This is a genomic window from Vibrio sp. VGrn 2 (assembly GCF_009361695.1).
In the GTDB taxonomy this organism is placed as follows: Bacteria; Pseudomonadota; Gammaproteobacteria; order Enterobacterales; family Vibrionaceae; genus Vibrio; species Vibrio diabolicus.
The window spans coordinates 1-24654 of the sequence record NZ_RBWD01000014.1 but is presented as its reverse complement, the minus strand read 5'-3'; the positions used below and the strand labels follow the sequence as shown (position 1 = coordinate 24654).

Annotated in this window: 21 protein-coding genes, 1 tRNA gene and 1 rRNA gene; 14 read left to right on the top strand and 9 right to left on the bottom strand. The window is 44.3% G+C overall.

Annotated elements, in window-relative coordinates:
• Positions 1–109: 109 nt before the first annotated feature.
• Positions 110–1330, bottom strand: coding sequence for an arginine deiminase (arcA, locus tag D8S93_RS19685; protein WP_152815005.1), 1221 nt, complete (start codon positions 1328–1330; stop codon positions 110–112).
• 583 nt (positions 1331–1913) lie between these two features.
• Between arcA and rraB the strand changes: the two genes are divergently transcribed.
• Complete coding sequence (rraB, locus tag D8S93_RS19680) at positions 1914–2327, top strand: ribonuclease E inhibitor RraB (RefSeq protein ID WP_005381081.1); 414 nt, start codon at positions 1914–1916, stop codon at positions 2325–2327.
• A gap of 166 nt (positions 2328–2493) precedes the next feature.
• The gene (locus D8S93_RS19675) at positions 2494–3294 is read left to right on the top strand and encodes a glycosyl hydrolase 2 galactose-binding domain-containing protein (protein WP_046873612.1); all 801 of its coding nucleotides are present in this window, start codon (positions 2494–2496) and stop codon (positions 3292–3294) included.
• A 19-nt stretch (positions 3295–3313) separates the two neighbouring features.
• Here D8S93_RS19675 and D8S93_RS19670 read toward each other — a convergent pair whose 3' ends face one another.
• The 5 genes from D8S93_RS19670 to pepA all read right to left on the bottom strand — a co-directional run bounded on the left by D8S93_RS19670 (position 3314) and on the right by pepA (position 9970).
• Entirely contained in the window at positions 3314–4219 is a 906-nt protein-coding gene (locus D8S93_RS19670; RefSeq protein WP_080936680.1) for a bifunctional helix-turn-helix transcriptional regulator/GNAT family N-acetyltransferase, read from the bottom strand.
• 115 nt (positions 4220–4334) lie between these two features.
• Positions 4335–4739, bottom strand: a complete 405-nt coding sequence (locus D8S93_RS19665) for a DUF2061 domain-containing protein (protein WP_005397464.1) — start codon at positions 4737–4739, stop codon at positions 4335–4337.
• 202 nt (positions 4740–4941) lie between these two features.
• Entirely contained in the window at positions 4942–7800 is a 2859-nt protein-coding gene (locus D8S93_RS19660; protein WP_046873613.1) for a valine--tRNA ligase, read from the bottom strand.
• Positions 7801–7896: 96 nt separating this feature from the next.
• Positions 7897–8346, bottom strand: coding sequence for a DNA polymerase III subunit chi (locus tag D8S93_RS19655; protein ID WP_046873623.1), 450 nt, complete (start codon positions 8344–8346; stop codon positions 7897–7899).
• A gap of 115 nt (positions 8347–8461) precedes the next feature.
• Positions 8462–9970, bottom strand: a complete 1509-nt coding sequence (gene pepA, locus D8S93_RS19650; protein ID WP_005397459.1) for a leucyl aminopeptidase — start codon at positions 9968–9970, stop codon at positions 8462–8464.
• Positions 9971–10170: 200 nt separating this feature from the next.
• On the opposite strand from pepA, the gene lptF reads away from it, so the two are divergent.
• Positions 10171–11271: an LPS export ABC transporter permease LptF gene (gene lptF / locus D8S93_RS19645; protein WP_006742363.1), complete on the top strand. Its 1101-nt coding sequence runs from the start codon at positions 10171–10173 to the stop codon at positions 11269–11271.
• A 3-nt stretch (positions 11272–11274) separates the two neighbouring features.
• Positions 11275–12345, top strand: a complete 1071-nt coding sequence (gene lptG, locus D8S93_RS19640) for an LPS export ABC transporter permease LptG (RefSeq protein ID WP_046873614.1) — start codon at positions 11275–11277, stop codon at positions 12343–12345.
• An 87-nt stretch (positions 12346–12432) separates the two neighbouring features.
• Here lptG and D8S93_RS19635 read toward each other — a convergent pair whose 3' ends face one another.
• Both D8S93_RS19635 and D8S93_RS19630 read right to left on the bottom strand, forming a co-directional pair.
• Positions 12433–12912, bottom strand: coding sequence for an RDD family protein (locus D8S93_RS19635; RefSeq protein ID WP_005397453.1), 480 nt, complete (start codon positions 12910–12912; stop codon positions 12433–12435).
• 184 nt (positions 12913–13096) lie between these two features.
• Positions 13097–14365: a DUF2254 domain-containing protein gene (locus tag D8S93_RS19630; RefSeq protein ID WP_152815002.1), complete on the bottom strand. Its 1269-nt coding sequence runs from the start codon at positions 14363–14365 to the stop codon at positions 13097–13099.
• Positions 14366–14592: 227 nt separating this feature from the next.
• Here D8S93_RS19630 and D8S93_RS19625 point away from each other — a divergent pair, with 227 nt between their 5' ends.
• Both D8S93_RS19625 and D8S93_RS19620 read left to right on the top strand, forming a co-directional pair.
• Positions 14593–15258, top strand: coding sequence for an SDR family NAD(P)-dependent oxidoreductase (locus D8S93_RS19625; protein ID WP_152814999.1), 666 nt, complete (start codon positions 14593–14595; stop codon positions 15256–15258).
• Between the two features lie 190 nt (positions 15259–15448).
• Positions 15449–15533, top strand: a tRNA-Leu gene (locus tag D8S93_RS19620).
• A 329-nt stretch (positions 15534–15862) separates the two neighbouring features.
• Here the strand turns inward: D8S93_RS19620 and D8S93_RS19615 are convergent.
• On the bottom strand, positions 15863–17146 hold the full coding sequence (locus D8S93_RS19615) for a carbohydrate-binding protein (protein ID WP_046873617.1): 1284 nt from the start codon (positions 17144–17146) through the stop codon (positions 15863–15865).
• 247 nt (positions 17147–17393) lie between these two features.
• On the opposite strand from D8S93_RS19615, the gene D8S93_RS19610 reads away from it, so the two are divergent.
• From D8S93_RS19610 to D8S93_RS19575, 8 genes are all read left to right on the top strand, one after another.
• Complete coding sequence (locus tag D8S93_RS19610; RefSeq protein WP_025767645.1) at positions 17394–17699, top strand: PTS sugar transporter subunit IIB; 306 nt, start codon at positions 17394–17396, stop codon at positions 17697–17699.
• A gap of 88 nt (positions 17700–17787) precedes the next feature.
• On the top strand, positions 17788–19122 hold the full coding sequence (locus tag D8S93_RS19605; protein ID WP_005397441.1) for a PTS sugar transporter subunit IIC: 1335 nt from the start codon (positions 17788–17790) through the stop codon (positions 19120–19122).
• Positions 19123–19173: 51 nt separating this feature from the next.
• Complete coding sequence (locus tag D8S93_RS19600) at positions 19174–19485, top strand: PTS lactose/cellobiose transporter subunit IIA (RefSeq protein ID WP_031780628.1); 312 nt, start codon at positions 19174–19176, stop codon at positions 19483–19485.
• Positions 19486–19496: 11 nt separating this feature from the next.
• Entirely contained in the window at positions 19497–20819 is a 1323-nt protein-coding gene (locus D8S93_RS19595) for a 6-phospho-beta-glucosidase (RefSeq protein ID WP_005397437.1), read from the top strand.
• Positions 20820–20837: 18 nt separating this feature from the next.
• Positions 20838–21593: a chitin disaccharide deacetylase gene (gene chbG / locus D8S93_RS19590; protein WP_152814996.1), complete on the top strand. Its 756-nt coding sequence runs from the start codon at positions 20838–20840 to the stop codon at positions 21591–21593.
• A 105-nt stretch (positions 21594–21698) separates the two neighbouring features.
• On the top strand, positions 21699–22697 hold the full coding sequence (locus D8S93_RS19585) for a LacI family DNA-binding transcriptional regulator (protein ID WP_006742369.1): 999 nt from the start codon (positions 21699–21701) through the stop codon (positions 22695–22697).
• A gap of 128 nt (positions 22698–22825) precedes the next feature.
• The gene (locus D8S93_RS19580; protein WP_134648082.1) at positions 22826–24079 is read left to right on the top strand and encodes an HD-GYP domain-containing protein; all 1254 of its coding nucleotides are present in this window, start codon (positions 22826–22828) and stop codon (positions 24077–24079) included.
• Between the two features lie 489 nt (positions 24080–24568).
• Positions 24569–24654, top strand: a 16S ribosomal RNA gene (locus tag D8S93_RS19575); the annotation flags it as partial.

Sequence of the window (24654 nt, the reverse complement as noted above, 5' to 3'; positions counted from 1 at the left end):
CATATAAATGCTTTATTTGTGAATAATTATTTTTATGTAAAACTAAAAAAGGTTGATGCATTCACATCAACCTTAGTTTTTATTCATTTAATGTAAAAGGACGAATTGGTTATATATCGTCTCGCTCTATCGGACAGCTCATGCAGCGGGCGCCACCACGGCCACGGCCAAGCTCGTTACCTGGGACTGTCAGTACTTTGATACCAGCTTTGTCGTATTTTTCGTTGGTGTATACATTGCGTTCGTAACCAATCACAACGCCCGGTTTTACGGTAAGAACGTTATTGGCGTCATTCCATTGTTCGCGCTCAGCTTCATAACTGTCACCACCCGTGGTGATGATTTTCAGCTGATCTAAGCCAAGAGCAGATTCAATCGCATGCAGGTAGTTATGAGATGCTTCAACATGCATTTCACCATTGCCTTTTGGTGTTAAGCGCCATGTGTCGAGATCTTTGCGCATGATCTCTGGGTAAACAGAGAACGTGTCCACATCCATATGGGTCATAACGGTGTCTAAATGCATGCATGAACGGTGTTTAGGCAGATCAATCGCAATCACTTCGGTTGCTTGTCCTGCCTTAAACAGGCTCGCTGCAAGGTTTTCTACACCTTGCGCGGTCGTGCGCTCAGACATACCGATCAGAACTGCACCTTTACCAATAACCAACACATCACCGCCTTCGACATTCGCATTATCATAATGCAGATCATCATCACCGAAGTATTTGATAAAGTCTTGGCCAGCAAAAATTGGGTGCCAACGATAAATCGCACGTAAGTGGTTTGTCTCACGTTGGCGTGCAGGCATCATCATTGGGTTGAGCGATACACCGCCATAAACCCAGCATGAGGTATCACGCGTAAATAGGTGGTTAGGTAGTGGCTCAATAACAAAATCCAGCGGACGCTTCATTTTTGGCAGCATAGAAGATGAGGTGATCGGCAGCTCTGAGTAAGCTAAGCCACCTAAAAAGATGCTGGCAAGGTGTTCATCATCCATTTCTGAAAAATATTGGCGTAGGTCTCGCGCAAAGGTTGGCCCGTAACGAAAGTCAGAAATCTGAGTATTTAGCAGCCACTGTTTTGCTTCTGGAACGGAGAGGGTTTCGACCAGTAAATCGTGGAGGAGAAGCACTTCTACATCTTGATCGCGTAGCGTGCGTGCGAACGCATCGTGCTCTTCACCTGCCGCTTCTACAGCAAGAACATCATCAAACAGTAATTCATGACAGTTTGATGGAGTTAAGTGGGTTAGGGCGCGCTCTGGGCGATTTAATAGAACTCGTCGAAGTTGACCAACTTCTGATCCAACGTACAGCTTGCTCATTTTGTATCCTTACAAATTTTCCAGCCGTTAGTTATGACAAGCTTCCTAGAAAGATGCAAATCACTACGCTTTGCCTATATTCTGAATTTTTATTGTTTTTTAGATTTTAGTTTTGCCTGTTTTGCTAATGAAGTTTTGGTTTGGGTTTTAATTCTATTTTGTGAAACGTGGAGAGCGTGCGTTTTTATTCTAATTTTCCCATTGAGAAAGAATACATGCATAGTGCATAAAACGTGCATTTTTATTCTGAATTATGCATTATTGAAGTGAATTTATTCGTTATGCTTCTTCGTTTTACACGTGAGTGTATTCAAGAAAGCGCCATAAACACGCACAGAAAGAGAAAATAACCGCATTAAGTGTCAGTTAGGATGTTCTGAATATTAAAAAATGCCATTTTTTGTTAATTTTTTGTTTCTTTGCATGGTCGGTTTAATATTTATATTCAAATAACCGATAAGAATCGCGGTGGTATGATGTTTGTTTGTGGCTTTTCATCGCAATCCATGCCATATTTCACCGGATCAGCATACTCAGTATCGGGTATAGTGTTTCTATCAAGTAACTAATCTGGAGCCAAAACATGTCTCACGAAGATGAATATCTATCAGTAGAAGAATTAATTGAGATTCAAAAGGAAGAGACTCGCGATATCATTGCAGCATTGCTAGAAGATGGCAGCGATCCAGATTCGCTATACGAAATCGAGCACCACCTGTTTGCAGAAGATTTTGACACGCTAGAAAAAGCGGTAGTTGAAGCATTCAAGATGGGCTTTGAAGTGCTTGAAGCGGAAGAAACTGAAGATGAAGATGGCAACAAGTTGCTTTGCTGTGATGCAACCATGGAATCAGCATTAGACGCAGAAGCCATTGATGCGCAAGTTGAAAAACTGATTCACTTGGCAGAAAAATACGACATCATCTACGACGGTTGGGGTACGTACTACGAAGGCGAAGATGCGCTTTACCCTGAAGAAGATGAAGACGACGAGTAATCAAAGCTCACCTCTTTTAGAAAAACCAGCGTTTAACGCTGGTTTTTTTATACCTTGAAAATGGCATCCAACAACAGATGAATGTGGAGGTGATAAATAATTCACATTGAGTTTATAGGGGATTTCTCCCTATAATGCGTGAAAATTGATCTAGCGCAAGGTGTATATGCAACTCTCACTCGCCGGTTTATGGCAAGTCTCTCCACTGACGGACCTCTCGATTCCACAGGATGACATCACTTTTCCCGCCCCTTTAAGTCTAGTCCTGCCTGATGAATTGACGGAGGAAGCGATCCGTCAACAAGAATGGCACCTGATGCATGACATTGAAGTGGATGAGGCGATGATGGCATTTCCTGCAGTGGAAATGGTAATGGGTGGTGTTGATTACCATGCGGAGGTACGTTTGAACGGCGTGGCTGTGTTTGATTGTGATGGCTCGCAAAGTGTGTATAAGAAAGACATTCGCCCATACATGCAAATGGGGCGTAATCGCTTTGAGATATTGTTCCTAGAGGAAGAAGAAGATCTTTTATTCGATGAGGATAAGCCAGAGCTGTGCCCGCTTTCTGAACATCAATATAAGAAAAGTGATGAGCGACTGGGCGTGTGGCAAGAACCGTACTTGCAGTTTATTCGCAACGTGCGTTTAGATCGCGTGGCAACCGAGCAGATTTGGCACCATGGTGGCGGGTGTGAATTTAAGGTCGATTTGTATTACCAGACATTTGCACCAGGGCTAGTGTCAGCAGCGGTAAAGTTTAATGGCATGACTTACCATATTCCTATTGATGTCCGAGCGGAGCATGCGAGCGCTTTATTCCAGATTGAAGCGCCAAAGTATGCTGATCTTAATGACCCTGATCCAAATGATCTCTATCAGTTGTCTGTTGAATTGGATGGACAACGCCAAAACTTCACTGTTGCATTGAGCCAGGAGCTTTGCGTTACCCATGTTGTGCTTTAACGTCTGATAATATTTTTTATTACAGTACCTTAAGCATTACGACTTCACATGCATCATGCCCTGTTTGCCCAAGCGGGGCATCGAGATGCTCAAAGCCTAGCTTTTCATACAAGCCTACCGCCTCTCTTAGACATTCTGTTGTCTCTAAATAGCACTGCTGATACCCAAGCTGTTTCGCCAGTTGTAAGCTCAATGCGACGATGCGTTTGGCTAAACCGTGTCCTCGTGTTTGAGGTAAGAAGTACATCTTTTGCAGCTCACACACATTTGGCTCACCAGCTAAAGGGGCAAAGCCACCGCCACCAACGATCTCTCCGCGATGTTCAATGACCCAATAGGCGGCCCCGTTTTGATTATACACCGAATACATATCATCAAGCGTTGGATCGGCCACACCATAACCTCTGTCTGCGGTTAAGCCGTATTCAGCAGAGACTTTACGAATTACGTCTGCCACTTGCGGATTGTCTGCTTTGGTAAGAGGTCGAAGGGTGTATTCCTCTGCCTGACACACTTTTGTTAGCCCTTTTAGGTAAGTCTCTAGACCAAGTTTGAGTTGTTCTTGCTCACAGTCATCAAGTTGTGTAAGCAACTGCTCAAAAAAGCTGTTTTGCTGTTGGTCTAGTTGCGATAACGCCTGCTGTCCTTGAATTGTGAGCACTACGAGTTGGCTTCGTTTATCTTTCGGGTTTTCGATGCTCTCAACCAAACCTAATTTAATCAAACCAGTAATGGTGCGGCTTGCATTGGACTTGTCGACACTAAGCTGCTGCGCCAGTTGGTTGATGGTCAATGGTTGCAATTGGATTTCACCTAATGCGTGCGCTTGTACCGGGGTAAGAGCGACATCGCCGCATTGTTTATCGAGCATACCAAGCAATCGGACGGCTTGACGGGAGTAGTGTCGGAGTTGACGAGCGTTCATTATCACTTACCTCTAAAAATAAAGTTGCGCACCGCAATTAAATTAATTGCGGTGCGCAACTTTGTCAATGATAAATGTCATTTGGCTCGTTAGGAGACGTAGTGAGCCTCCATGTTTAAGCGTGGTGATGTAAACAAAACTGCGGTGCTGGAGTTTTTGCTGATGATTTACGCATCCATACTTTCTCGTGGAAGTAGTAAGCCACCGTATTCAAACTCGGCTCTAGCATCGCCATTACGCCGCCGACAAATGCATCACCTGTTAGTAAGTAAACCACGGTAAAAGCGACGCTGAAGTGCACGGTCGCAAAGCTTGCGGTTTTTAATTTGGTCATCCACTGACGAGCTTTAAGTGCTGGGACTTTTGCCCATGCCTTTTCATGAAAGTAGAAGGCTACGGTGTTCACTGAAGGCTCAATCATGGCAATTAAACTACCAATTAAAATGTCGCCTGTGAGTACGTAAGCGACACTAAATGCGATAGTAAAATGCAGTGCTGCGAAAGTTAGTGTCTTTTTCATGATAATTACTCAATCGTGTTTGTTTCGATGAGTTTATTATCGATAATAATTCTCATTAATGCTAATGGATGATGAGTATTGTTGCGATAGGGGAAAGCTATTGATGATGGTTTTTGGTGAAAGATATACAAAAAAGGTTGACCATGATGGCCAACCTTTGGATTCAAAGTGAGAAGTGTTAGTTCTTCTCTTTTACTGAGGCTTAAAGTGCAGCGATCGTTGTCTTCTGCTCTTCTAGCTTAGCTAGTGTCTCTTTGTAGCCTTCAAGCTTCTCACGCTCTTTAGCAACAACCGCTTCAGGTGCTTTCGCTACAAAGCCTTCGTTGCCCAGTTTGCCCTCGATACGCTTGATTTCGCCGTGCGTCTTCTTGATTTCGCCATCTAGACGAGCAAGCTCTGCATCTTTGTCGATCAAACCCGCCATTGGGATCATCAGCTCAGACTTACCAACCAGTGCCGTTGCACACGCAGGGGTCTCTTCGCCAGCTTCAAGCACGCGTACTGCCTCTAGCTTCGCTAGAGACATCAATACTTGTTTGCTTGCTTCTAGACGAGAGGCGTCTTTCTCATTCGCTGCTTTCAGCATAACGTCTAGAGGCTTGCCAGGGTTGATGTCGTACTCTGCACGTAGGTTGCGGATGCTAGTGATGAACGCTTTCACCCATTCGATGTCGTCTAGCGCTTCTTGGTGGAAGTTCGCTTCGTCGAATTGAGGCAGCGTTTGTAGCATGATTGTCTCGCCCTCAACACCGTCAACTAGTGGCTTGATGCTTTGCCAGATAGTTTCTGTGATGTAAGGAATCACTGGGTGAGCCAGACGTAGCGTCTTCTCAAGTACCGTGATTAGTGTACGGCGAGTACCACGCTGTTGCGCTTCAGTACCTTTCCATAGAACGGGTTTAGTTAGCTCTAGGTACCAGTCACAGAATTGGTTCCAGATGAATTCGTAAAGTGTGTTTGCAGCCATATCTAGACGGAAGTTGTCGATATGGTTGTTGAACGCTTTCGCTGCGAGTTCAAACTGAGACTCGATCCACTTGTCTGCTAGTGAGTACTCGATCTCACCTTCACCAAAACCACAATCTTGCTCTTCTGTGTTCATCATTACGTAACGGCTTGCGTTCCATAGTTTGTTACAGAAGTTACGGTAACCTTCAAGACGCTTCATATCCCAGTTGATATCGCGACCTGTTGATGCCATTGCTGCAAGGGTGAAACGCAGTGCGTCTGTACCGTATGCTTCGATACCGTTTTCAAACGTCTTACGCGTGTTCTTCTCGATCTTCTTCGCTAGCTGAGGCTGCATCATGTTGCCACAACGCTTCTCTACTAGAGACTCTAGGTCGATACCATCGATCATGTCGATTGGGTCAAGTACGTTACCTTTCGACTTCGACATCTTGTCGCCGTTTTCGTCACGGATTAGGCCGGTAACGTAAACTGTCTTAAATGGTACTTGTGGTTTGCCATTTTCGTCTTTCACGAAGTGCATGGTCATCATGATCATGCGCGCAACCCAGAAGAAGATGATGTCGAAACCAGTTACTAGAACGTCTGAAGGGTGGAATACTTTCAGATCGTCAGTTTGCTCTGGCCAACCTTGAGTACCGAACGTCCATAGCGCAGAAGAGAACCATGTATCCAGTACGTCTTCGTCTTGGTGCAGCTCAATTACTGACTCTAGGTTGTTGTTCTTGCGAACTTCTTCTTCAGTGCGACCTACGTAAACATTACCTTGGTTGTCGTACCAAGCTGGGATGCGGTGACCCCACCATAGCTGACGAGAGATACACCAGTCTTGAACGTCACGCATCCAAGAGAAGTACATGTTTTCGTATTGCTTAGGAACGAATTGGATGTCGCCGTTTTCTACTGCTTCAACTGCTGTTTTCGCTAGAGGCGCAGTACGTACGTACCATTGGTCAGTTAGCATTGGTTCGATAACCACGCCACCACGGTCGCCGTAAGGAACTTGTAGATCGTGATCTTTCACTTCTTCAAGTAGACCTAGCTCGTCGAATTCAGCAACGATAGCTTTACGAGCGGCAAAACGCTCCATACCGTGGTATTTAGCTGGTAGCTCAGTGCTGTAAGCGTCGCTTGCTTCGCCGTTAGTGTTGAATACTTCTGCTGCGTCGCGGATGTTCGCGTCGAAAGTCAGAATGTTGATCATTGGTAGCTGGTGGCGCTTACCAACTTCGTAGTCGTTGAAGTCGTGCGCAGGTGTGATTTTCACACAGCCAGTACCTTTTTCCATATCTGCGTGCTCATCGCCCACGATTGGGATGCGACGATCAACGATAGGAAGGATGATTTCTTTACCGATAAGATCTTTGTAACGTGGATCTTCTGGGTTAACTGCAACACCCGTATCGCCTAGCATGGTCTCTGGACGAGTCGTTGCAACAACGATGTAGTCTTTGCCATCCGCTGTTTTAGCGCCATCTGCTAGTGGGTAGCGGAAGTGCCACATGTGGCCTTTAGTATCTTTGTTCTCTACTTCTAGATCTGAAATCGCGGTGTGTAGCTTTGGATCCCAGTTAACTAGACGCTTACCGCGGTAGATTAGATCGTCTTCGTATAGACGTACGAACACTTCTTGAACGGCGTTAGATAGACCATCGTCCATCGTAAAGCGCTCACGGTCCCAGTCTACTGATGCGCCAAGACGACGAAGCTGTTTAGTGATAGTGCCGCCAGATTCGCCTTTCCATTCCCAGATTTTGTCGATGAAAGCTTCACGACCGTAATCGTGTTTTGTTTTGCCTTCTTCTGCAGCGATCTTACGCTCAACAACCATCTGAGTTGCGATACCAGCGTGGTCAGTACCTACTTGCCAAAGGGTGTTTTTACCCTTCATACGTTCACAACGGATAAGCGTATCCATGATCGTATCTTGGAACGCGTGGCCCATGTGTAGGCTACCAGTGACGTTCGGTGGCGGGATCATGATGCTGTATGATTCTTTAGTAGTGTCACCGTGTGGCTTAAAGTAGCCTTTCTCTTCCCAAGTCTGATACAGAGCTTGTTCGATTGAAGTTGGGTTGTATGTCTTTTCCATAGCGCTCTTTTAATGGATACGTTGATGGTTGAATCTTAGTCAATCTTTATAAGTGAGGGATCTTAACAAGATCGCCTTAACTATAAGGATTGACCGTTAAGGATATTGAATTTCGATCGTTTGCAGCTGGTAACCTGCTTGACGGTAAATTTTATATCTTTCTCTTGCGAGTTGTTTAGCTTTTTCTTCGCAGGGCACGAAGTCTACCACTTGAGCAAACTTGTTCGCAAAGGTTGTCTCATTTTCCGCCAAATTAATTACCAATTGACGATTCCAAGACGGCTTTACACCGTTATGGCCGATCTCAATATTGGTGGCGTATTTCGGTCCCTCGCCTACGAGGTTATGTGCCATGAACTTGTCTGCATCAACTTGCCAAAAGGCTTCAGCGAGCTGCTCGGCGTGTGGTTTATCTTGGCAGTTTAAATACACTTTAGCGCCTTGGCGGGCAAAGTGCTGCGCCAAAAACACAATGTACTCTTCAAAGCCAGCCACCGTTGCTTGCGGGCTCTCTTCGTTAATGATGTAGAAGGTTGCAGTTTGCATCATTCTCTCACTTGCCTTGGGTCTCTTCCTAAGACCATCTTAAATCCCATTTTCATTTTAGAAAATTAGGATAATAAAAAAGGGCCTTGCGGCCCTTTTAGATGTTGTTCAGAAATTACTCTTCTGTCTCTTGGCCGCTGCGGTTCAAAAGGAATTGGACAAGCATTGAGACAGGACGGCCCGTTGAGCCTTTCGCTGCGCCTGATTTCCACGCGGTACCTGCGATATCGACGTGAGCCCAGTTGTACTTTTTAGCAAACTTAGATAAGAAGCAACCCGCAGTGATAGTACCAGCAGGACGGCCACCAATGTTTGCCATATCCGCAAACGGGCTCTTCAACTGCTCGTGGTACTCATCTGCCATTGGTAGACGCCATGCACGGTCACTCGCTTGCTCTGAAGCGTTAACTAGCTCATGAGAAAGAGGGTTGTGGTTAGAGATAACGCCACTGATGTGGTGACCTAGTGCGATAACACAAGCGCCGGTTAGCGTTGCAACGTCAACCACGCAGTCTGGTTCGAAACGCTCTACGTAAGTCAGTGCGTCACAAAGAACAAGACGACCTTCCGCATCCGTGTTCAGAACTTCTACAGTTTGACCAGACATGGTTGTAAGGATGTCACCTGGACGGTAAGCGTTGCTGCCAGGCATGTTTTCACAGCCCGCTAGAACACCAATAACGTTGATTGGTAGGTTTAGCTTCGCTAGCGCTTTCATTGTACCGAATACAGATGCTGCACCACACATGTCGTACTTCATCTCATCCATACCTTCACCAGGTTTTAGAGAGATACCGCCTGAATCGAAGGTTAGACCTTTACCTACAAGCACAATCGGTTTTGCATCTGAGTCAGGGTTACCTTTGTACTCGATGATAGACATCATAGATTCGTTTTTAGAACCACGACCAACTGCTAGGTAAGAGGTCATACCCAGTTTTTCCATCTCTTGCTCACCAATGATTTTGGTGGTTACGGTTTCGTAATCGTCCGCTAGACGACGAGCTTGAGAAGCAAGGTAAGCTGGATTAGCTACGTTTGGCGGCATGTTGCCAAGGTCTTTTGAGGCTTTGACACCTGATGCGATAGCGAGACCATGAGTGATTGCTTTTTCACCCAAGTTTAATTCACGACGCGTTGGTACGTTGAAAACAAGCTTGCGCAGTGGGCGGCGAGTCTCAGGTTTCACGCTCTTGAATTGATTAAATGTGTATAGACCATCTTTAGTCGCTTCTACAGCCTGGCGTACTTTCCAGTATGTATCACGACCCTTAACATGCAGTTCAGTTAGGAAACATACCGCTTCCATTGAGCCTGTCTCGTTAAGTGTGCTGATCGTCTTTTGAATGATTTCCTTGTACTGGCGCTCGCCAAGTTCACGTTCTTTGCCGCAACCGACAAGTAAAACGCGCTCTGACAAAACACCTGGTACTTGATGCAGTAGCAGCATCTGACCAGGTTTACCCTCTAGATCACCACGGCGAAGTAGTGAACTGATGTAACCGTCACTGATTTTATCAAGTTGTTCGGCTACTGGAGAAAGGCGACGTGGTTCAAACACACCAACAACGATACATGCGCTACGTTGTTTCTCTGGACTGCCACTTTTTACACTGAACTCCATGCGTACTCCTACATCCTGAAGACAAATTGCTCTAAATGTTAGATAATGATCGCTTACTTGTTGAATTTTAGCTCCAGGCTTACATGCAGAGCTGATTAAGCGACTAACATCTAGTTTATAATTTTTAAAAAAATAAATGGTTCAACGGGAAACTATAGTGATTCGACCAAAAAAACAAGTTTTGTATAGGTAATTTCAGCGTGATTATTGTTAGATATTTGATCCGCGAAACACTCAAGAGCCAATTTGCGATTTTTTTCGTACTTTTTTTGGTGTTTGTAAGCCAGAAATTCATAAGTGTTCTTGCTGATGCTTCTGATGGGGATATTCCTGCTGGATTGATTTTCTCGATTGTTGGTTTGAACATGCCAGCAATGGGTCTGTTAATGCTGCCTTTGAGTCTGTATATCGGCATATTGATCACCTTTGGTCGCCTGTATGCAGAGAGCGAAATTGTCGTGATGAACGCGACAGGTATTGGTAACAAATTCTTGGTACAAGCGGCCTTGTACTTAGCGCTGATTACTTCTGCTGTGGCGGCTTTCAATGCATTGTGGTTATCGCCGTGGTCTCAAGACCGTGTAGAGCAACTTTATGAGCAAGTGGCAGCAGAAAACAGCGTTGACTTGCTAAAGAAAGGGCAATTCCAAGGCACGCCAGATGGTTCATCGGTTGTCTTCATCGATGACATTAAAGACAATACATTGAGCAACGTTTTTGTCGCGCAGATGCGCCCGAGAGATTCAGTATTGCCGAGTGTGATGTTCTCGTCCTCTGGTGAAGTAAAAGAACTGTCGGACGGCCGTCAGGTCATCACCATGAAAGAAGGCACGCGTTATGAAGGTGTGCCTACTCGCGTTGAATATATGATCACAAAATTCGATGAATACGAAGGCGTTATCGGCCAGCGTGAGGTCAAAAAGAAAGGGCGAGATTGGGAAGCGTACCCAACGGTTGATTTGATTGGACACCCAGACCCAGAAGCGCAAGCAGAGCTGCAATGGCGAATTTCGTTATTTGTGTGTATTCCACTCTTAACGATGCTGGTTATTCCTTTGTCGGCGGTGAATCCGCGTCAGGGACGATTTGCCAAAATGGGGCCCGCGATTCTTATTTATCTAGCGTATTTCCTGGCGATCAGTGCAACAAAATCTGCATTAGAAGATGGTGACATTCCGGCGGCAATCGGCATGTGGCCTATTAATGCGATGTTACTGATTGTCGCAATCATGGCCAATATGATGGACAGCGTTGCTGCTCGACGAATAAAAGACAAATTCCGTAAGAAGAGGCTCGCGTAAGCTGTGTTCAAAATCTTAGACCTTTACATCGGTAGAACCATCATCTCTACCACTGCCTTGGTTTTAGCGACGTTTGTTGGCTTATCGGGCATCATCAAATACGTAGAACAGTTACGTAAAGTAGGGCGAGGCGTGTATGACCTCACTCATGCGTTGTACTTTGTGTTGCTCAGTGTGCCGCGTGATATCGAAATGTTCTTCCCAATGGCGGCATTACTCGGTGCCCTGATTGGTTTGGGTATGTTGGCGTCAAGCTCTGAGCTGGTGGTGATGCAAGCTGCTGGTTTCTCAAAGTTGGATATCGGGTTATCCGTGCTCAAAACGGCAGTGCCACTTATGCTTATCGTTATGACGTTAGGGCAATGGGGCGCTCCAGAAGCACAAAAAATGGCGCGTGACTTACGTGCGTTTGCGATATCGGGAGGTAGTATTGTCTCAGTTCGTTCTGGAGTTTGGGCTCGTGACGCAAACGACTTTATCTTTATAGGTAAAGTCGAAGACGACAAGCTTTATGCTTTAAATATGTGGCGTTTTGATGATGATAAGAATCTACAAAAAGTTATTTTCGCCGAAGAAGTCGACTATCAACAAGATAACAACTGGTTGATGCGCGACGTACAAATCACGGATATGAAAAATGAAAACGTGATTTCGAAGCAAGACATTGAACAGATGGAATGGCATACGTCATTGGCTCCAGATAAGCTAGCTGTGGTGACGGTAAAGCCTGAAGAACTGTCACTGAGCGGTTTGTATGATTACGTGACCTATCTGAAAGCATCTGAGCAAGATGCGTCTCGCTATGAATTGGCGTTTTGGCGTAAGTTGACACAGCCGCTTTCAATTGCCGTGATGATGTTGATGGCGCTATCGTTTGTTTTCGGTCCACTCAGAAGTGTGACCATGGGGGCAAGGGTATTGTCGGGCGTGGTTGCCGGGTTTACTTTTTATATATCCAGTGAGTTCTTTGGCCCATTAAGCTTGGTGTATGGCATATCCCCTGTGTTTGGTGCATTGGCCCCGAGCCTGGTGTTCTTAGCCATTGCGATTGCGCTGCTGAGAAGAAAGCTGTAGCTGAAGTATCACCGAATAAACCATGTTTCATCGGACTAAATGTAAAAGGAAGGCATTATGCCTTCCTTTTTTGTATTCCCGGATAAGTTAGTTTGCCTTAGGCAACACAACAACCTCTGTTTTTGCCCAAATGTCGTGGAACCCACGTTTCTTGGGATCAATCGGTACAGTCAGGTTTGCCAAACCAAAGCCAGATGTTGCAATGCGAATCAGGGCTTGAGTGACTGTAATCGGCGCGCCGTCTTTGGCATTGCGAACTCGAAGTTTCCAAGCGCGCATCCCAAGTGTTTGCCCTGCTCGCGTCCAGAAGAAGACAAAGAAGTATATCCACACAACCGCAAGATACAGTGTAAATAGAGGGCTTAATACAGGGTGCTTTCCGAGCATATCAGCGGCATCTGCGTACTCGCCATAGCTCAACAGCCCTGCTGCATTTAGTGCAAATACAACGGCCATAACAATACCTGCGGCCATCATTTCAATTGCGATAATAATCAATGTGTCGTAAATCAACGCTGCAAGTCGACGAAAGAGACCAGCAGGTGGAAGAGTTGTAGACGTCGTCATTATTCCATCACTTACCTTAAAAATTGTGCGTCAGAATATAGATTCCCTCACCAAGAGAAAAGAGACCTAACGCACAGAGTCTTTAATTATGCATAAACGAAGTGACTTTTCTGCTGTGTGTTATGAACACATATCACGATGTACAAGGCCTTTCGGTAACCTATTTCAACTGAATTTTACTTGCCTAACCATTAGCTTTTTGGTCTGTAACTAGATTAGACAGATGAGAGAGTTGGTGTTTCTCATCTTCGGTATAATGCTGGCTCAAGGAGAGCTCTAAAGCTTTTTCTGATAGCTTGGTTGCAGGTGATAAAAACAACTTGGGGTGCATACTAGAAAGAGCCAGCAAGGCTTTTTGTAGGCGAATCTGTATTTGGAGTTGCGCTGCACCATCGTGCGCGATTGGCAAAAAGACATCATCAAACAAATCCTGGCAGCTCAATGCGGGCACAAATAGCCTAGGGTATCGAGTTTTGGTAGGCGGCTCGCTGAGTAACTCTCCCCATAATGAAAGCGCTCGTACAGAACGCCCAAGAACATCAATCGCGGTACCGTTATCATTCACGGCGGGGGAGAGAGCTCGTGAGGCGATCTCCGCCATGACGACTAATCCAAAACGAGGATCTTGATCATAGGAACGCTCCGTTCGAATCGTGAAGGCCGCAGTTATTTCGTTTTCGTCTGGCAACGCTCCACAAACCCAAGCCAATGGTTGACTCACATACACAAAGCTTCCTGGTTGTCGTTCAAGATAGAGAGTGCATTGGTTTGCTTCGGCAATACTATCGAGATGATGCATATCAACATGCTGTAAGTAGCCAATTTCTTGGCTGAAAATAGGCTTGCTTCCTCTGGGTTTATGTTCTGGATGGCTCCATGGGTGAGCACCTAGCCAACGCTCTTTGCCCCGTTTTCTTATTGCATCTAACAAGGCTTGCTCTACGTATGAAGTGGTTTCACTGACCCTTCCTAGTACGGAAAGGTGCTGAATCCAACGTAGCAGAGTGAGTATGATCATCACGATTACGGCGATAGTCACGATGAACAGATAAATTTGTGCTTGTTGATGATAGGCCCCAATACCTAGCGCGATAATGCCTACCAAACTAAATAGAAAAGAGCCAAGAAAGGTTGCTAAGGCATTTTGTGTTGTGCTGTCTTCCATCAATAGTTTTGTCGCTCGCGGCGTTACCCCTGCACTAGCGGCACTGTACGCTGAGACCATTATATTGAGCGAGAATGTGGTCACCGCAAGCATGGAAGTCGCGAGGATATTTAATATGTTGTTAAGCAAATCCTTACTGACGTTGATTGCTGGAGGCAGAGTAATGAACTGGTTTAAAACAATGGATATTAGGGCAGTAGCGACAGCAAGTAAGGCATAAAGTGACGTGCGAACCCACAGTTTACGCGTCATTTGCTTCAGTAACCATTGCCATTTTGACCCAGTCATTCGTATGCTCCTATGAGGTTCTTACTCGAAAGTCGATAGAAAATTCAGAAAGTTATTCTTGCTTAAGCATAGGTTAAATCTTCCTCATTCTACGTGGAATTTCATGCATCATGAGAGTAAGAAAGCCGCTTGCTTCAAAGAATGGTGTTCTTGAGGTGTGAATTACCAAGATTCTGTTACCTTAATTGATAGATGCATTAAAAGTATGTGATTGAAAAGAGGTAGCCATGATTGTAATTACAGGTGCAAGTAGCGGTTTAGGGGCAGAGCTGGCAAAGCGTTATGATGCGGAAGACAAAGAGACGTATATCATAGGAAGAAACACAGAAAAACTATCCGCACTAGCTAAACAACTCTCTCATAACGTCGGCTATCAAGCTTGCAACCTCTCATTACATCAAGATGTGAAACACCTATTTGATGGGATGAAACAGCCGCCTGAAATGGTCATTCATAGTGCAGGAAGTGGTTATTTTGGCGAACTGGAAGAGCAGGAGCCGGAAGAGATTCAAAAACTGATTGATAATAACCTGAATTCTGCCATTCATGTATTAAGAGAGTTAGTAAAGCGTTACAAAGATCAACCGATAAAAGTGGTCATGGTTATGTCTACTGCTGCGCAACAGCCTAAAGCGCAAGAGTCTACGTATTGCGCTGTGAAGTGGGCTGTCAAAGGATTAATCGAGTCGGTTCGTTTGGAGTTAAAAGGAAAGCCAATGAAAATTATCGCGGTTTATCCTGGTGGAATGGATACGGAATTCTGGAAGACAAGCGGCAACACGATGGACACGAGTCACTTCATGCAAGCGGAAGATGCTGCCGAGATGGTCCATACGGCTTTGTCGAGCATCGGGAATGGTTATGTTTCTGATATTACAGTGAATAGAATTTAAAAAGAGTTACGTATACTCATTTTCACCTGGATCAGTAGTAGCAAATGGAGCGTACGTTTCTTATCAGTACAGCTTTGTCACACTTTGTGGCGAAATTATCAGCAAACGATAGTTATTTAAGGTATTTCTGCTTGCGCAGGTCAAAAGCTTCCGTATAATGCCAACCATCAAAGGGCAATAGCCCAAAGATGCCGGTGTGGTGAAATTGGTATACACGACGGATTCAAAATCCGTTGCCTTCGGGCGTGGCGGTTCAAGTCCGCCCACCGGTACCATATATAGAAAGGTCGCTCTTATAGCGGCCTTTCGTCGTTTTAGGTGCTTGTAAATATCAAAAGAAAGTTAGCGTTGCCTTTGCGGTGGCGGTAGGAGTGCTTGTCCAATCAACTCTGCCCACGGGTACCATAATTCATATGATAAAGCCTCGACGAAAGTCGGGGCTTTGTTGTGTCTAGGGTTTGTGAATTCAAATCCAGCGTGGCGTCAGGAATGCCAGGCCCAGTCACTCCACTCTTTACTGCTTTCCATTTTTACTTTTCTAAAAATAAAAAAGCGCGAGGGATTACCTCGCGCAAGCTACTACATGATAATAGTAGGGAACAGCTTATAGAGCTGTGAACAAGGTGTTCTGTGAGTCAGGTGTCCAATCGGCTTGAGATACGTGTGGCACGTTGACGAGATAACGTTTGCCAGAGTACGTCACAACATCTCCCTCTTTATATGAAACATTCACTTCCCAATTTGTTGCCGGATCAGCATTGGTCCAAAGGCTAGAGGTTGGGGAAGGTGCCCAGTCCTGCTGTGCGTTATGGCTAGTCACTGCTTGGTAAACGGTGCCTAAATGTAGGACGTAGTCGCCAGCGTTGTAGCTATGACCAACTTGCCAGTTTGGTGTGTAGTTATCCATCGTATCGAATACATAGCCAGCTTGTTTTGCTAGTCGGATAAATTCCGCTAATTTAGGTAAATTCTTGGTTGCGCCCATTCCTCGCTTACCGTCTTCAAACAAAAACTCATGCGTTAGAATAATGACCTTGTCTGCGTGGAGAGGTGTACCACATGGAAACTCTTGTGCTTTTGAATTGATAGGGTTGATGGTGGTAGGAGCACAGTTGTTCAATGCTGCATCTACGTAACCTAGGAAAGGTTCTGCCTCTGTTAGACTGTTGGCTGGCATTGCTATCCCCCAGTTTTCAGGTGCCCAATCCACATCCCAACCATGTGTTTGATAGCCTTTATTAGCCAGAATGTTTTGTACCGCAATTGAGGCTTTCACACTGTTTGATGGGTCGTTGATATTACAAACGTAGCCTGGTTCCCAAGGTTTAAAGTCATCAGACGTTGCACATAATCCATCTGCTTTGAAGTCTTTAGTCACGCGCCAGCCGTTGGTGTAGGGCAGTCTAGCAAACTCTGTTGCCTTATAATTCGGGTAGCTTGTAATGTTAGGCAGATACTTTTCTAAAACAGATAAGTTTTCTGTAAACATTGAGGCATCGTAAACAGGATCTTGGTACGAGTTAAGCTGGTGGTCGCCGGTAGCATTACATTCTGCTGCGCTATTAGGTCCAAACTCATCAACGCAGTTATGAACCATATGATCGTAACTATGGTTCGCGACAATATGACCAGTGTCTAATGCGAGCTTTAAGGCTTCTAGCGAACGGTCTTCATTCTCATCACCAATTCCGTCTAAGTGCCAAGCATTAAAGTAAAACGTCGCTTTGATATCTTCTTGGTTAAGCACTTGAATAACGTCAATAGATGCATTGATTGGTCCATCATCAAACGTTAGATAAATGGTGCCTTTAGAGTCGGTTTGAGCAAATGAGTATTGTGATAGTGCGGCACTTACAAGCGTTGCAATAGCCAATTTATTAAATTTCATTCTCTATTCCTTTTTAGAAATTAATAACGACGTTGTCAGTAGTAATATATTGATAATTTGAAACCTAATGTGGTGTCTTAATTTATTTCCTGACTTTTATCCTAGACCTAAATAATTACTAAAAAACAGGTCGTATTTTCTAAATTGGGATTGTGTTCACGAATAATGCAACCGGTTGCGCTTTTTTGTCTTGGTTATTTTTGCTACAGTTTTTGCAGGTTGAAATTTACACAACGGGAGTAAGGCTATGAAAAAGATCCTTTTATGCTGTAGCGCAGGGATGTCAACCAGTATGCTTGTTAAAAAAATGGAGCAAGCAGCTGAAAATAAAGGAATTGAGTGCAAAATTGACGCGATGTCAGTGAATGCATTTGAAGATGCAATTAAAGAGTACGATGTTTGTCTTCTCGGGCCTCAAGTACGTTTTCAGCTAGAAGAGCTAAGAAAAACGGCGCAAGAGCATGGTAAAAACATTGATGCGATTTCTCCTCAGCATTATGGAATGATGAAGGGAGAAGAAGTACTAGAGCAAGCATTAGAATTAATTAACTAAACCATAGTTTTAAATTAAAAAAGATAACTGTACATCAAATATAAATATTTGATGCGGGATTCTTTTGCCTAAAATAAGGATGGATTCTATGAAGCTTTATGACGCAATTATAGGCGCAGTCGAAAAGCATATAGCCCCTATAGCAGCAAAAGTGGGGAATCAGCCCCATGTTCGAGCAATGAGAGACGGTTTTATAGTTGCAATGCCGTTTATTATTGTCGGTAGTTTCATTTTGATTTTTGCATTCCCACCATTTGCCGAAGACACGACCTTTACTTTTGGTCGAATTTGGCTTGATTTCGCCACCACACATTTTGATACCATAATGATGCCCTACAACATGTCGATGGGGATCATGACCATTTTTGTTTCGCTCGGCGTTGCTTATAGCTTAGCTAAGGCTTACAAGATGGATGGGATCACGAGTGCTGTATTGTCGCTGATGTCTTTTTTACTCATCGCGGCCCCTGCTAAAGATGGCGCGTTGTCTATGTCACACATGGGAGGAACCGGGATCTTCACCGCAGTGATGTGTGCATTCTTCTCGGTAGAGCTCTACCGTTTTATGAAAAAGCACAATATTACGATTCGTATGCCAGAGCAGGTGCCACCAGCGATTGCACGATCATTTGAAGTACTGTTACCAGTCTTAGCGATATTTATTACCTTATATCCACTTAGCCTTTTCGTGCAAACCCAGTACGACATGCTGATTCCAGATGCGGTCATGGCAGTCTTTAAGCCTTTAATTAGTGCGTCTAACTCATTGCCTGCCATTATTGGCGCTCTATTGCTTTGCCAATTACTTTGGTTTGCGGGTATCCATGGTGCTGCAATTGTTGTGGGGCTGCTTTCTCCAATTTTCTTGACCAACATTGGTGCCAACATCGAAGCCTTTGTTGCAGGTGAACCGATTCCAAACGTATTTACTCAGCCTTTCTGGGATTTTTACATCTTTATCGGTGGCTCTGGTGCAACACTTGCTCTTGTTATGCTGATGTCATTTAGCCGTTCTGTTCACCTTAAGAGTATTGGTCGAATGAGTGCGGTGCCTGGCTTCTTCCAAATCAATGAGCCTGTGATCTTCGGTAGCCCAGTTGTAATGAACCCGACCTTGTTTATTCCGTTTGTCTTCGCTCCAGTCATCAACGCTACGATTGCGTACTTTGCTGTGCATGTCGGCTTTGTGGGCATGGGTGTCGCTACAACGCCTTGGACAACACCAGCACTGATAGGTGCTTCGTGGGGTAGCGGTTGGACCTTTGCTCCAGTATTGCTCGTCATTGGTTTATTGATTCTTGATCTAATTATCTACTTCCCATTCTTCAAAATGTTTGAGAAGCAAATGTTGGAGCAAGAACTACCGACGACGAAAGAAACTAAAGATGAGGCGCAACCTTCAGGCGAAGGTGTTACTGCTTAACGGTGCTTAATGGGCCGCAATTACCGCGGCCCGATTTTCGGAGAGAAAATGATGGAACAAGAATTGGTTGTGATGGAGATCATCTGTAATGCTGGCGAAGCCAGAAGTTTGAGTTACGAGGCGTTGCGTTTATCTAGAGAACAAGATTTTGATGCGGCTGAGGAGAAGCTCTCTCAAGCAAGAGAGTGCATTAACAAAGCCCACTTAATTCAGACTCAGTTGATTGAGGAAGATCAGGGGGAAGGGAAAGTCCCGATGACGTTAGTGATGGTACATGCTCAAGATCACTTAATGACCACGATTTTGGCTCAAGAAATGGCTGTAGAAATCGTTGCACTGAACAAAAAAATCTCGAACAAATAAGGGGGAGAAAAATGTCTAGAGAGGCGATCAAACTTGCCATTATTGGCGGTGGTAGTAGTTATACCCCTGAACTGGTTGAAGGGGTTATTAAGCGCTTAGAATATTTACCCGTTAAGAAGATTCATTTTGTGGACATTGAGTCAGGAGCTGAGAAGCTTGAGATTATCAAAGGTCTAGCGCAGCGAATGGTTGATAAAGCAGGTGCAAAGATTGAGATAAAAGCAGACTTTGATCGTCGTGCTGCGATAAAAGATGCGGACTTTGTGATGACGCAGTTCCGTGTGGGTGGCCTTGCTGCTCGTGCTAATGACGAGCGAATTCCAATTAAATACGACGTCATCGGCCAAGAAACAACAGGCCCTGGTGGGTTTGCTAAAGCACTGCGAACCATCCCGGTTATTCTTGATATATGTAAAGATATTGAAGAGTTGGCACCCAATGCATGGATGCTCAATTTCACCAACCCTGCGGGTTTGGTCTCTGAAGCCGTCAGTAAGTACACCAAAGTAAAGAGTATTGGTTTATGTAATGTGCCGGTTTCGATGGAAATGATGATCGCAGAAATGATGGAGTGCGAGCCAAAAGAGCTACAACTGGAGTTTGCCGGATTAAACCATCTCGTTTGGGTGCACAAAGCATGGCTCAATGGAGAAGATATTACTCAAACGGTATTAGAGAAAGTCGGTGATGGTGCTAACTTCAGCATGAAGAACATCTGGGAAGAACCGTGGGATCCAGCATTTTTAAAAGCGCTGGGGGCGATACCATGTCCTTACCATCGTTATTTCTATCAAACCGATGCTATGCTCGCTGAAGAGAAACAAAGCGCGGGTGAAAAGGGCACTCGTGCTGAGCAGGTAATGGAAACAGAAAATGCGCTATTCAAGCTCTATCAAGATCCTAATCTCGATCATAAGCCGAAAGAGTTAGAAGAGCGGGGTGGGGCTTATTATTCAGATGCATCACTAAACTTGGTTGATTCAATTTATAACAATCGTAATAGTATTCATGTTGTTAACGTCTTAAATAACGGAGCGATTAACGGCCTCCCTGACGATGCTGTGATTGAGTGTAGCGCGGTGATTGGTAGTTGGGGCGCGAAACCTCTTGCGGTTGGTGAGCTGTCAAACAATATCAAAGGATTACTCTATCAAGTCAAAGCATATGAGCAGTTGACAATAGACGCTGCTGTGGAAGGTAACTATGACAAAGCGCTCATGGCATTAACCAACAACCCATTGGTGCCAGACATTGGTCGTGCCAAGTCAATTCTGGATGATATCTTAGCGGTGAACGCTCCGTATTTACCTCAATTTAAACTAACGACGTTGTAGTACTAAGGAAGGGCGCCAATGAAAGTCATTTTTAATGCTGATGATTTTGGTTTAACGAGAGGTGTAAATAACGGCATCGTAAAAGCTCATCAGCAAGGTGTTGTTCATTCAACCACCATGATGGTCGGTATGGATGCTGAGAAACATGCTTTAGAGTTGGCTCGCCATAATCCAGACTTGAGAATTGGCGTTCATCTTAGGTTTACAGCGGGAGTGCCTCTAACAGGGCACCCTAATTTGACCAACGGTCGAGCGCATTTTATCAAATACGACGAACTGTGGGGTAAGCAGGACTTCGAAACTCAGGTCATTTATGACGAAGCAAAAGCTCAGGTGGAACATTTTTTATCGCTTGGGTTAGAGCTAAGCCACTTAGATAGCCATCATCACGCGCATACTCACCCTCAAATTTTGCCCGTTATTAGAGAAGTAGCGAGTGAATACCGAGTGCCACTGCGGGGCACTGGCTTGTGTCAAGAATCTATGACAACAAGGTATGTCTTTACTGATGAGTTTTACGATCAAAAAGTAAGTTTGGATGGTTTGATGGCGCATTTATTGAGTCTAAAGACAGACTATGATTTGGTTGAGGTGATGTGCCACCCGGCAGAGGCCGATCAAGCGCTGATTTTAAAGAGTGGCTATGCGCTTCAGCGAGAGCTAGAGTTACAAGTTCTTACCTCTCCCATTTTAAAAGAACAGTTAGCTCAACATGGTATAGCTGTCACGGATTACTCTGAGCTCGTTTCTACCAATCAAATGGTCGGTGTATGATTAAAGGCTGCCAGCTTCGCCCCCTATGAGCACCTTACGAATTGCTGGCAGCCGTTCTACACAAACGGATATTTAATAACAATTGCAGTTGGACTCAATAGCATTATGGCAAGGATTAAAGATGTCGCCGAACTCGCCGGTGTAAATCGCTCTACCGTTTCTCGAATCATTAATGGGGAGGGGAAGTTTCGCGAAGAAACTCGAAAAAAAGTAGAGCAAGCTATGGCGCAACTGAATTATCGCCCGAGTGCGATTGCTCGTTCACTCGCAACCTCATCCAGTAATATGGTTGGCTTATTGGTGACTTACTATACGGGGGGCTTCTTTGGCGAGATGATGGAGCAGGTTCAGACTGAGCTGGATATTCATAAAAAGTTTCTGATTACCGCTCAAGGACATCATTCTGCAGAAGGTGAAAAGGAAGCCATTCAGCGTTTTAATGATCTGCGTTGTGATGGCTATGTCCTCCATAGTCGTTATTTGTCAGATGATGATTTACGTGAATTAGCAAAACAGCCAACGCCTTTCGTTCTTCTGGATCGCTATGTTGAAGGAATAGAAGAGCGTTGCGTTACTTTTAATCATCATCATGCAAGCCGTATTGCCGTCGAGCATCTTTTAGCTGGTGGTCATAGAAAAATCGCCTGTATTACCGGTCCATCCCAACGTCATAATAGTTTATTAAGAAAGCTTGGGTACGTTGATGCGATGAAGGACGCAGGTATCGATATTGACGAAAGCTGGTGTGAAGAAGGGAATTATGGTCGGCAAAGTGGTTATGATGCAATGGCTGCAATTTTACAACGACACCCTGAAGTTACTGCAGTCTTTTCTTGCAGTGAGGAAATGACGGTCGGTGCAATGCAGTACTTACACGAGCACAATATTTCAGTACCGGAGCAAATCTCTTTAACTAGCTTTGACAGTGTCGACCTTTGTGAAAGCCTTTATCCTACAGTGTCGGCAGTGCACTTTCCTATCAGTGATATGGCCCGTGTAGCGGTACAAACATTAATGGGATTAGTCAAAGGTCAAGAAATAATAGATAAGCCAACGTTCGAGGCTCAGCTTAAAATACGCAAAGCAGATCGAACCTTAAAGTAGCTTGCTTTTGCTCATTAAATGAGTAATTAGAAATGACCATCTGATGTTTTGATACTTACTGATGAATTTATTCACAAAATTTACTAGTATTCTAACTCTCTTAGGCAACGTAAATCAGTAGTGAATAAGTGGCAGCCATTAAACTTACGGTCGATCGTATTCAACCCGGATTACATATCCGTCTTCCGCTAAAGTGGAACGATCACCCTTTTCTACTCAATAGTTTTAAGATTAAAGATCAAGAACAAGTCGAGATGATCCGTCACCTCGGTGTAAAGTTCGTTTACTTTAATCCAGAGCAAAGTGATGCCGCACCACTTCCAGTCGACCAGATACAAGCTGATAGAGTAACGAATGAAGCGTCGCTAGATCATGAAACTCAAAAACTTTGGCAAGAAAAACAAAACCGCATAGAAAAGTTAAGTGCGTATCGTCGACGCGTTATCCAGTGCGAAAAAGAGTTTGAGCGCTCTCTTGCGCGTATGCGCTCGGTCATGACGAAAATTCGTAATCGTCCAACAGCTGCCGTTGATGAAGCGAAGCTTCTTATTGAAGATATCGTCGAGAAGTTAATGTGTGATGATAATGTCACTCTACACCTGATGAACGGTAAAAATGAGTTTGAAGATATTTATTTCCATTCGTTGAACGTTGCTGTTGTCGCCATGATGATTGGCCGTGCTAAGGGGTACTCAGCTGCGCAGTTGAAAGAGCTTTCATTCTCAGCGCTATTCCACGATATCGGGAAAATAAAAATTCCTACCGCAATATTAAGAAAGCAAGCACCGCTGACGGAACCAGAAACTAACTACTTAAAGTTGCACACCAAATATGGAGTAGACCTTGCGAGTCAAATAGAAGGTTTTCCCGAAGTTGCAAGAGTTGTGATTGCACAGCACCATGAACTAAGAGATGGGTCTGGCTATCCCAAAGGTCTGAAAGGAGATGAGATCAACGAGTTTGCTCAAATTATTGCTGTAGCTAACGCATTTGATAACTTGTGTCATACACCTATAGTCTCAGAGCAAAAAATTCCTTATACCGCACTCTCTCATTTATATAAGAACTGTAAACACCTATATAAAGAAGAAAACCTGAATATCCTGATTAAGTTTATGGGCGTGTTTCCTCCAGGCACTGTGGTTCAGCTTTCCAATAATATGGTGGGCTTGGTTATCTCAGTGAATGCATCGCATCTATTATTCCCAAATGTATTGGTTTACGACCCATCAGTGCCAAGGACGCAGGCGCCAATCATTGATCTTGCAGCAAAGGATATAAAGATAGTTAACGCGATTCATCCGTCTAAATTGCCGGAGAAAATCAAAGAGTATCTTAATCCACGTTCACGCATTTCTTACTTCTTCGATAGTGATGAGTAGTTATCCACAGGTTTTTTGTGGGTAAGCTGTAGAAATCTTGAGTGTTATTTCGGGGGGATTTTTAGGTTGGATGGAAAGTATCCACTTGGCATGTTTTTTTAGAAAAAATGTACTTTTAGTATTGCCAAAGAAAATCTTCTCCCTATAATGCGCATCCATCGACACGGCAGACGCCACAAGGCTTCAGCAATGTCGAAGAGGTAAAAAAGTTCTACGAAAAATTAGTTGAAAAAAGTGTTTGACACTAACAACCAAATCGCTAGAATTCACCTCCACTTTGAGAGAAAAAGTTCTCGCAAAGCAAGCTCTTTAACAATATAGACCTATCAATCTGTGTGGGCACTCGTTGATGATAATCCAATTAGAAGCCTCGGCTTCAAATTAGGTTTCAATGAAACGAAGTGACCATTGAATCTTCGGATTCAGCACAGTCAATTCAAACATTACTTTTATGTAATGTTCAGTATTCATTGAGCCGAACAAAATCTTAAATTGAAGAGTTTGATCATGGCTCAGATTGAACGCTGGCGGCAGGCCTAACACATGCAAGTCGAGCGGAAACGAGTTATCTGAAC

Bases quoted from the DNA above. Each gene is read 5' to 3' on its own strand.
- D8S93_RS19655 (WP_046873623.1), bottom strand. From the start codon at position 8,346: ATGCAAACTGCAACCTTCTACATCATTAACGAAGAGAGCCCGCAAGCA.
- D8S93_RS19605 (WP_005397441.1), top strand. From the start codon at position 17,788: ATGAAGCTTTATGACGCAATTATAGGCGCAGTCGAAAAGCATATAGCC.
- rraB (WP_005381081.1), top strand. From the start codon at position 1,914: ATGTCTCACGAAGATGAATATCTATCAGTAGAAGAATTAATTGAGATT.
- D8S93_RS19635 (WP_005397453.1), bottom strand. From the start codon at position 12,912: ATGACGACGTCTACAACTCTTCCACCTGCTGGTCTCTTTCGTCGACTT.
- D8S93_RS19610 (WP_025767645.1), top strand. From the start codon at position 17,394: ATGAAAAAGATCCTTTTATGCTGTAGCGCAGGGATGTCAACCAGTATG.
- D8S93_RS19595 (WP_005397437.1), top strand. From the start codon at position 19,497: ATGTCTAGAGAGGCGATCAAACTTGCCATTATTGGCGGTGGTAGTAGT.
- D8S93_RS19670 (WP_080936680.1), bottom strand. From the start codon at position 4,219: ATGAACGCTCGTCAACTCCGACACTACTCCCGTCAAGCCGTCCGATTG.
- D8S93_RS19585 (WP_006742369.1), top strand. From the start codon at position 21,699: ATGGCAAGGATTAAAGATGTCGCCGAACTCGCCGGTGTAAATCGCTCT.
- D8S93_RS19665 (WP_005397464.1), bottom strand. From the start codon at position 4,739: ATGAAAAAGACACTAACTTTCGCAGCACTGCATTTTACTATCGCATTT.
- D8S93_RS19625 (WP_152814999.1), top strand. From the start codon at position 14,593: ATGATTGTAATTACAGGTGCAAGTAGCGGTTTAGGGGCAGAGCTGGCA.
- D8S93_RS19600 (WP_031780628.1), top strand. From the start codon at position 19,174: ATGGAACAAGAATTGGTTGTGATGGAGATCATCTGTAATGCTGGCGAA.
- chbG (WP_152814996.1), top strand. From the start codon at position 20,838: ATGAAAGTCATTTTTAATGCTGATGATTTTGGTTTAACGAGAGGTGTA.
- D8S93_RS19615 (WP_046873617.1), bottom strand. From the start codon at position 17,146: ATGAAATTTAATAAATTGGCTATTGCAACGCTTGTAAGTGCCGCACTA.
- pepA (WP_005397459.1), bottom strand. From the start codon at position 9,970: ATGGAGTTCAGTGTAAAAAGTGGCAGTCCAGAGAAACAACGTAGCGCA.
- arcA (WP_152815005.1), bottom strand. From the start codon at position 1,330: ATGAGCAAGCTGTACGTTGGATCAGAAGTTGGTCAACTTCGACGAGTT.
- D8S93_RS19630 (WP_152815002.1), bottom strand. From the start codon at position 14,365: ATGACTGGGTCAAAATGGCAATGGTTACTGAAGCAAATGACGCGTAAA.
- D8S93_RS19675 (WP_046873612.1), top strand. From the start codon at position 2,494: ATGCAACTCTCACTCGCCGGTTTATGGCAAGTCTCTCCACTGACGGAC.
- D8S93_RS19660 (WP_046873613.1), bottom strand. From the start codon at position 7,800: ATGGAAAAGACATACAACCCAACTTCAATCGAACAAGCTCTGTATCAG.